The organism is Streptomyces sp. NPDC002669 (genome assembly GCF_042889165.1).
Classification (GTDB): domain Bacteria; phylum Actinomycetota; class Actinomycetes; order Streptomycetales; family Streptomycetaceae; genus Streptomyces.
In genome coordinates this window covers 159,863-167,904 of sequence record NZ_JBIAQQ010000021.1, presented here as the reverse complement: position 1 = coordinate 167,904, position 8,042 = coordinate 159,863, and the positions used below count along the sequence as shown (strand labels likewise).

At 73.2% G+C, this 8,042-nt stretch carries 8 protein-coding genes; 2 read left to right on the top strand and 6 right to left on the bottom strand.

Features of this window, described 5'->3' with window-relative positions; genetic code table 11:
• Nucleotides 1–317: 317 nt before the first annotated feature.
• On the bottom strand, nucleotides 318–1,346 hold the full coding sequence (locus ACFYW1_RS27725; RefSeq protein ID WP_388998758.1) for a GlxA family transcriptional regulator: 1,029 nt from the start codon (nucleotides 1,344–1,346) through the stop codon (nucleotides 318–320).
• Nucleotides 1,347–1,420: 74 nt separating this feature from the next.
• Between ACFYW1_RS27725 and ACFYW1_RS27720 the strand changes: the two genes are divergently transcribed.
• The gene (locus tag ACFYW1_RS27720) at nucleotides 1,421–2,026 is read left to right on the top strand and encodes a cysteine hydrolase family protein (protein ID WP_388998755.1); all 606 of its coding nucleotides are present in this window, start codon (nucleotides 1,421–1,423) and stop codon (nucleotides 2,024–2,026) included.
• A gap of 4 nt (nucleotides 2,027–2,030) precedes the next feature.
• Here ACFYW1_RS27720 and proC read toward each other — a convergent pair whose 3' ends face one another.
• The 5 genes from proC to ACFYW1_RS27695 all read right to left on the bottom strand — a co-directional run bounded on the left by proC (nucleotide 2,031) and on the right by ACFYW1_RS27695 (nucleotide 5,549).
• The gene (gene proC, locus ACFYW1_RS27715; RefSeq protein WP_148840734.1) at nucleotides 2,031–2,840 is read right to left on the bottom strand and encodes a pyrroline-5-carboxylate reductase; all 810 of its coding nucleotides are present in this window, start codon (nucleotides 2,838–2,840) and stop codon (nucleotides 2,031–2,033) included.
• A 144-nt stretch (nucleotides 2,841–2,984) separates the two neighbouring features.
• Nucleotides 2,985–3,722 (bottom strand): ABC transporter permease, encoded by a 738-nt coding sequence (locus ACFYW1_RS27710; RefSeq protein WP_388998752.1) that lies wholly within the window; start codon nucleotides 3,720–3,722, stop codon nucleotides 2,985–2,987.
• Nucleotides 3,719–4,486, bottom strand: a complete 768-nt coding sequence (locus tag ACFYW1_RS27705; RefSeq protein ID WP_388998749.1) for an ABC transporter ATP-binding protein — start codon at nucleotides 4,484–4,486, stop codon at nucleotides 3,719–3,721. Before ACFYW1_RS27705 ends, ACFYW1_RS27710 begins: the two co-directional genes overlap by 4 nt.
• Nucleotides 4,487–4,559: 73 nt before the next feature.
• Nucleotides 4,560–5,111: a hypothetical protein gene (locus tag ACFYW1_RS27700; protein WP_388998746.1), complete on the bottom strand. Its 552-nt coding sequence runs from the start codon at nucleotides 5,109–5,111 to the stop codon at nucleotides 4,560–4,562.
• 90 nt (nucleotides 5,112–5,201) lie between these two features.
• Nucleotides 5,202–5,549, bottom strand: coding sequence for an SH3 domain-containing protein (locus tag ACFYW1_RS27695; protein WP_388998743.1), 348 nt, complete (start codon nucleotides 5,547–5,549; stop codon nucleotides 5,202–5,204).
• Nucleotides 5,550–5,671: 122 nt separating this feature from the next.
• On the opposite strand from ACFYW1_RS27695, the gene ACFYW1_RS27690 reads away from it, so the two are divergent.
• Nucleotides 5,672–8,002 carry a serine/threonine-protein kinase gene (locus ACFYW1_RS27690; protein ID WP_388998740.1) on the top strand — a complete coding sequence of 777 codons (2,331 nt, stop codon included), beginning with the start codon at nucleotides 5,672–5,674 and terminating at the stop codon, nucleotides 8,000–8,002.
• Nucleotides 8,003–8,042: the final 40 nt, after the last annotated feature.

The window sequence follows — 8,042 nt, the reverse complement described above, 5'->3', positions numbered from 1 at the left end:
GGGATTCGCCTTCCAGGTCCTCCGCTTCCGCGTTTTCCCTTTCCGGCCCTTCCGACTCTACCAGATCCTTTCGGGCCTGATTCCCAGTCAGCGGGATTTGTCTTCCCGGCCGTTGGGCCGTTCCGACTGGTGAGACTTTAGCGGAATCCAGGGCCCCGACGCCAATCGGGGCTGCGTTCCTTCGAACGCGGTTTCCTCATTCCACAAATGCACAACGAAAGCCGGGCGACAGATATCGCCGATTCGGTGTGAATACTGCGGAATGGTTGTCCGGGGCCGACCGGAGTCGGTTCTCACGTCGGACAACTCGGAGCACACTACGGATCGGGGCATGCCGTGTCAACCCCGGATCGCGTCGTGTCCTGGTGGAAGGCCAGGCGGTAGGCGCGGGGGCTGGTGGAGAGGTGGGTCGCGAAGTGCTGGCGCATGGTGACCTCGCTGCCGAAGCCGGTGCGGCGGGCGACTTCGGGGAGGGGGAGGTCGGTGCGCTCCAGGAGCTTCTGGGCTGCGGCGACGCGTTGGGCGATCAGCCAGCGCAGGGGGGTCGTGCCGGTGCCGGCCTGGAAGTGGCGGGCGAAGGAGCGGGAGGACATCCCGGCGCGGGCGGCGAGGTCGGCGACCGTGTGGGGCTCGGACAGATGGGTCAGGGCGAAGGCCCGTACCGAGGCGAGGGCGTCGGCGTCCCGGTCGGCCCGGGGCGTGGGGTGTTCGATGAACTGGGCCTGGGTGCCGGTGCGGAACGGGGCGGTGACCATGGCGCGGGCGATGGCCGCGGCGGCCTCCGCGCCATGGGCGGTACGGACGAGGTGGAGGCAGAGGTCGATGCCGGCGGCGACGCCCGCGGAGGTCCAGATGCCGGTGTCCTCGACGAAGAGGGCGGCCGGTTCGACGCGTACGCGGGGGTGCCGGGCGCTCAGGCGGTCGGCGAGGTACCAGTGGGTGACCGCGCGTCGGCCGTCGAGGAGACCGGCGCGGGCGAGCACGAAGGCCCCGGCGCAGAGCGCGGCGACCGGGGTGCCGGCGGCATGGGCGCGGCGCAGGGCATCGAGTACGGGCTCGGGGACCTCGGCGTCCGGGTCCTCGACGCCCGGCACGACGACGAGGTCGGCGCGATCGAGCCAGTCCAGGCCCCGGTCGGCGGTGAGGGAGAGGAAGCCGCCCAGCGAGACGGGCGCGGCGGGCTCGGCGGCGACGCGGCGGAGCTCGAAGGGCGGTACGCCGCGTGGGGCGCGGTCATGGCCCCAGACCTCCTGGACGACGGAGACGTCGAAGGCCCGGATGCCGGGAAAGACGAGGAGGGCGATGCGCTGAGGTGTCGGCTCCCCTGTCGGTGTCGCTGTCGGCACCTTGGCAGTAAACCATCGATCGCCGTCTTTTCTGCCTCTGGGACCGCGGCCCGGGGGCCAGCAGGATCGAGGGCATGGAGAACACGGAGAACACGGAGATCGACGACAACGCGGCCCTGATCGTCATCGACGTGCAGAAGGGCTTCGAGTACGAGTTCTGGGGCCGGCGGAACAATCCCGACGCGGAACGGAACATCGCGGCGCTGATCGACGCCTGGCAGGAGACGGGGCGTCCGGTGGTGTTCGTACGGCACGACTCGCTGCGGCCCGGGTCGCCGCTGGAGCCGGGGACCGAGGGGAACACGTTCAAGGACTTCGTCGAGGAGCGGCGGGGGAAGGGCTCCGGGGCAGAGGTGCTGGTCCGGAAGACCGTGAACTCGGCGTTCTACGGGGAGCCGGATCTGGACGCCTGGCTGAAGGGCGCGGGCGTCTCGCAGGTCGTGGTCGTGGGCATCCAGACGAACATGTGCAACGAGACCACCGCGCGGATGGGCGGGAACCTCGGGTACGACGTGCTGTTCCCGCTGGACGCGATGCACACCTTCGATCTGGCCGGGCCCTTCGGCTGGACGCAGACCGCGGAGGAGCTGACCCGGGCGACGGCGGTGTCGCTGCACGGCGGGCGGTTCGCCCGGGTCGTGACCACGGAGGACGTGCTGAAGGGCGGGTCCGCCCGGTAGGGGCTCAGCCGTTGCCGGAGGCGAGTTCGCGGCTGCGGTCGCGGGCGGCTTCGAGGGCGGCGATGAGGGCGGCGCGCACGCCGTGGTTCTCCAGCTCGCGGATGGCGCTGATGGTGGTGCCGGCCGGGCTGGTGACGGCCTCGCGGAGCTTGACCGGGTGCTCGCCGCTGTCGCGGAGCATGACGGCGGCGCCGATGGCGGCCTGGACGATCAGTTCGTGGGCCTGGGCGCGGGGCAGGCCGAGCAGGATGCCCGCGTCGGTCATCGCCTCGACCAGGAAGTAGAAGTAGGCGGGGCCGGAGCCGGAGAGGGCGGTCGCCGCGTCCTGCTGGGACTCGGGGACGCGGAGGGTCTTGCCGACGCCGCCGAAGATCGCCTCGGCGGCGTCGAGGTGACCGGTCGTGGCGTGGCTGCCCGCGGAGATGACGGACATGCCCTCGTCGACCAGGACGGGGGTGTTCGGCATGACGCGCACGACCGGGGTTCCCCCGGTGAGGCGGTCCTCGATGAAGGCGGTCGTGATGCCCGCGGCGGCGCTGATGACCAGGCGGTCGGCGGTGACGTGCGGGGCGAGTTCGTCGAGCAGCCGGCCCATGTCCTGGGGCTTGACCGCGAGGATGAGGATGTCGGCGCGGGCGGCGGCCTCGGCGTTGGTGACGGACTCGACGCCGTAGCGGTTGTGGAGTTCCTCGGCGCGCTCGGAGCGGCGGGTGGTGACCAGCAGGCTCCCCGGGCGCCAGCCCGCCCGGATCATGCCGCTGAGCAGGGCCTCGCCGATCTTTCCGGTGCCGAGGACTGCAACTGTCTGGGTCATGTGGTTCACCCTCCGGGCGGTGCTCGCGGATCTCGGTGCGTCGTGCCGGCGGCGTGTCGCGGCGCCGGTGTGCCGTGGTGTCGTGCCGACGCCGTCATCCTCGCACCGGGGCGGCCGCGCGATCGAAGGCCGTCCGGTGGGTCCTCAGGCCGTGCGGCGGCGGAGGGTGGCGGCGCCGAGGGCGAGTACCAGGACGGCGCAGCCCGCGACGACCACGACGTCGCGGACGAAGTCGCCGGTGACGTCGGTGTGGTGGAGGACCTCGTTCATGCCGTCGACCGCGTACGACATGGGCAGGACGTTCGAGAGGGCTTCGAGGGCGGGGGCCATCCGGTCGCGGGGGACGAAGAGTCCGCAGAGCAGGAGCTGCGGGAAGATCACGGCGGGCATGAACTGGACGGCCTGGAACTCGGACGCGGCGAAGGCCGAGACGAACAGGCCCAGGGCCGTGCCGAGCAGGGCGTCGAGCAGGGCGACGAGGAGCAGCAGCCACGGGGAGCCGATGACGTCCAGGCCGAGCGCCCACACCGAGACCGCGGTGGCCAGCAGGGACTGGAGGATCGCGACGGCGCCGAACGCGAGGGCGTAGCCGGCGATCAGGTCGCCCTTGCCGAGCGGCATCGCGAGGAGGCGTTCGAGGGTGCCGGAGGTGCGTTCGCGCAGGGTGGCGATCGAGGTCACCAGGAACATCGTGATCAGCGGGAAGATGCCGAGGAGCGAGGCGCCGATGGCGTCGAAGGTGCTGGGGCTGCCGTCGAACACGTACCGGAGCAGCGTGATCATCAGGACCGGGATCAGGAGCAGCAGGGCGACGGTGCGGGGGTCGTGGGCCAGTTGGCGCAGGACCCGGGCGGCGGTGGCGAGGGTGCGGGCCGGGCTCATTCGGCGGTCTCCTGACGGGTGGCGGCGCGGTCGACCAGGTGGAGGAAGGCCGCTTCGACGGTGTCGGCGCGGGCGGCGGTGCGCAGTGCTTCGGGGGTGCCGTCGGCGAGGATCGCGCCCTCGCGCATGAGGAGCAGCCGGTGGCAGCGTTCGGCCTCGTCCATGACGTGGGAGGAGACGAGGAGGGTGGTGCCGTGCTCGTCGGCGAGGCGGTGGAAGAGGTTCCACAGGTCGCGGCGGAGCACGGGGTCCAGGCCCACGGTCGGTTCGTCGAGGACCAGGAGTTCCGGGGCGCCGAGCAGCGCGACGGCCAGGGAGACCCGGGCGAGCTGGCCGCCGGAGAGGGCCCCGGCGAGGGCGTCGGCGCGGTCGGCCAGGTCGACCTCGGTGAGGACGCGCGCGACGTCGGCACGGTGGGCGTCCCGGTGCCGGCGCCCCGGCCGGAGGATCGCCGCGAAGTGGTCGAGGTTCTGCCGGACGGTCAGGTCGGTGTAGACCGACGGGTCCTGGGTGACGTAGCCGACGCGCGGGCGGAGGGTGGCGTGGCCCGCGGGGCTGCCCATCACGAGGAGGGTGCCGGTGACCTTGGCCTGGGTGCCCACGACGGCACGCATCAGGGTGGATTTGCCGCAGCCGGAGGGGCCGAGGAGGCCGGTGATCCTGCCGGGCCGGACGGTGAAGTCGAGGCCGCGGAGGACGGTGCGGTTGCCTCGTACGACGGTGAGGCCACGGGCCTCGACGGCGGCGCCCGAAGAATTCATCATGTGATGAATTTTTCTCCGGGCTCATCCGCCCGTCAAGGAAGCGAACAGGACGAGGTGAGCGGGAGCGCGGGGGTCACTTGCGCTTGGGGCGCTTGCCCTTGGCGTTCTTGCGGGCCGCCGGATTCCCGGTGCGCGCCGAGCGGCGCTTCTCGTAACGGGCCAGGGCCGTCTCGTACTCCGTGCGGTGCAGCCGTTCGCCCGGCGCCTCCCGGAACGTACGGAGGAAATACGCGATCAGCGAGCCGACGAAGCCGATCGTCTTGAGGCCGCGCAGATTGGCCTCGCGCACCGGGTCGGCGGGGCGGCGGCTGAACCCCTCCCACGTCTTGCGGAAGGCGATGGCGCTGCAGATGGCGAACATCAGGACCACCAGCATGCCGACGAAACCGCCCACGTCGGCGATCTCCAGCCCCTGGTAGGCGAAGCGGAGCACGAAGCAGGCGGCGACCGCGGCGGCCAGGGAGCCGATCGAGACCCCGACGCGGCGCAGCCCGTACCCCCCGCCGTGGTCGACCCAGGTCGTACCGAAGAAGCGCAGGGGCTCGGGCTGCGGGCCCGGGGTGGAGCCGGGCGCGGTGCTGCCGGGCGTGGTACCGGAACCGGGGGCTTCGCTGTTCTCGCTCACGGGGTCGATTATCCCCGTGCCGTCGCCGCCCCGGCCGAGGTCCCCGTCGCGCCCGCGCCCGTCCCCCTGTCCCGTCCCCGCCGGGCGTCGTCAGTCGCAGCGCGGGGCGATGTAGCCGTCGCTGCCGGTGTGGACGTAGGCGTCCGCCACGAACTGGCCGTTGGCGATGTTGTCCCAGAGGTTCGAGGTGCCGTACGGGCCGGTGACCCGCTCCCCCGGCTTCTGGCAGTAGACCGGGACCCGCATTCCGTACGGGAGGGTCCGGACGATCCCGTACTTGGTGCCCGGGCCCCGGCGGACGTTGACGCGGTAGCCGGGCGCGATCGGGTACCTGGTGACGTCGTCGGAGCCGGCCGTCGCCAGGTCCCCGGCGGCCTCGTCGGCGGTTTCCGCGACGTGCTCTTCCACGTGCTCCTCCATGCGTTCCTCCGTGGCCATGTGGCCCTCCCCCGTCGAGAGATCGTGTACGACGCGCAGGCTACATAGCTCCCCCCGGATCGCACGCACCATCGACTAGGCTCCGTGCGTCGCGCTTGCGGACGAACACACGGGGGTGGGCGATGCCGCCGCTGCGAGGTACCGGGGCCAATCCGGAAGCGGAGCATCCGGAGTACGCCGGGCAGTACTGCCTTGAGGCACGTCTCGGCGCGGGCGGCATGGGCGTGGTGCATCTGGCCCGCTCCGCCTCCGGCCTTCAGCTCGCCGTCAAGGTGGTGCACCAGCAGTACGCGGCGGACCCCGAGTTCAGGGCGCGTTTCCGGCAGGAGGTCGGGGCCGCCCGGCGGGTCAGCGGCGCCTTCACCGCGCCGGTGGTCGACGCCGATCCGGACGCGGTGCTGCCCTGGATGGCCACCCTGTACGTCCCCGGCCCCACCCTCGCCGACCAGGTGAAGCGGAACGGGCCGATGGCCCCCGCCGAACTGCGCAGGCTGACGGCGGGACTCGCCGAGGCGCTGCGCGACATCCACCGGGCCGGGGTGATCCACCGCGACCTCAAGCCGAGCAACGTGCTGCTCTCCGACTCCGGGCCCAAGGTCATCGACTTCGGGATCTCCCGGCCGTACGACAGCGATCTGCGCACCGAGACGGGCAAGTTGATCGGCTCGCCGCCGTACATGGCGCCCGAGCAGTTCCAGCGGCCGCGCGAGGTCGGGCCCGCCGCCGACGTGTTCGCCCTGGGGGGCGTGCTGGTCCACGCGGCGACCGGGCGGGGCCCCTTCGACTCGGACAGCCCGTACATCGTGGCCTACCAGGTGGTGCACGACGAGGCCGATCTGGCGGGTGTGCCGGAGGACCTGGCCCCGCTGATCGGGCAGTGCCTGGCGAAGGACCCCGCCGGGCGGCCCACCCCGGACGAGATCATGCGGGCGCTGCGGCCCCCGTCGTACGAGGCCGCCGCGTTCATACCGTCGCAGCGGCGGCCGGCGGCGGCCTTCGAGCCGACGGCCGCCGTGTCGGCGCTGGTGCCGGGGAGCGACGCGGAAACCGGCCCGGACACGGACACGCACGTGGGCGCGGGCGCGCCGGGCGGCGGGAGGACGGACGGGGGCGGCCGGACCGGCGGGGCGCTCGGCAGAGGAACCGGCAAGGGGGCCGGGCGGCGGTGGCTGGCGGCCACCACGGCGCTGCTGGTCGTGGGTGCCGGTGGGGTGTGGGCGGCCGGTGCGGTGGGCGGCGCCGGCGATTCGGGCGGTACCGGTGAGCCGGGCGGGGTCGGTGGGGCCAAAGGGGTGGCGGATTCGTTCGCGCCGTGGCGGACCTCGCTGCGTACCGCCGGAAGCTCGACGCCGGCCTGCTCCCCGGCGGACGGTACCGACGGGGCGGAGGCACCGGACGGCTCCGGGGGGACGGCCGACGGCGGCCCCGTCGCGCTGTACTGCGCGGCGGGCGGTGTCGGGGTCGCCCGGCTGGACCCCTCGGACGGCCGGGTGCTGTGGTCCCGTACCGCCGCGGCGGCCGACGCCGATTCCGGGGCTGGGGACAGGGACGGGGACGACGCCTCGGCGGTCGGTGTCGTGTCGGTCTCCGGCGGTCTGGTGCACACGGCGGTGCCGGGCGGGAAGCTCCGGGCGTACGACCCCGCCCGGGGCGAGCAGGTCTGGGACACGGATCTCTCCGCGTACGTGGGCACGCCGTTCGCCGCGGGCGGCTCGCTGCTGCTCGTCGCCGAGGACGGCACGACCGAGGCGCTCGACGCGGCGACCGGGGTGTCCCTGTGGCGGCATCCGCTCGCCGGCCACCAGCGCCCGGACTACGCGCTGTACGACGGTTCCACGGGGCTGGCCTACGCGTTCGAGCACTCGGCCTACGGGTCCACCACGCTGATCACGGCCGTGGACGCGAAGACGGGGCGCGCGGCGTGGCAGCGGCGGCTGGCCGGGATGCTGACCCCGGTGGGGTCCGCGGCCGGCTCGCTCGTCCTGACCTCCATGAACGGGGACGCCCAGACGGTCGGGCTGGTCCGCTACGACCCCGGGCGGCGACACGTCGAACGGATGGCGCTGCCGTTCCGGATGAACGAGCCGGAGGTCGTGGTGGGCGGTGACACCGCCTATCTGCTGGCGCACGGCGGAACCCTGGTCGCCGTCGACACCCGTTCCGGGGGCGGAGAGCCGGTGCGCTGGCAGCTGGAGACCGCTGCCGGCCGGACCTCGGCCCCGGTGCTCGCCGCCGGGAACCGGCTGTACTTCTCCGCGGCGGACGGGCGGCTGCTCGCCGTGGACACCGAGCGCGGCACGCTGCTGGGCCAGACGGGCCCGCGGCTGCGGGGCGGGAGGCTCACGTACTCCTCGGCGCTGCCCGCGCCGGTGGCCGCCGAGCGGACCGTCTTCGGGACGGCGCCCGACGGGTCGGTGTTCGCGGTGGACGGGAAGGACCCCGCCGGCTGGTGAGCACCGGGCGGGCGGTACCGCGGCCCGGGGCTGCTCGTGG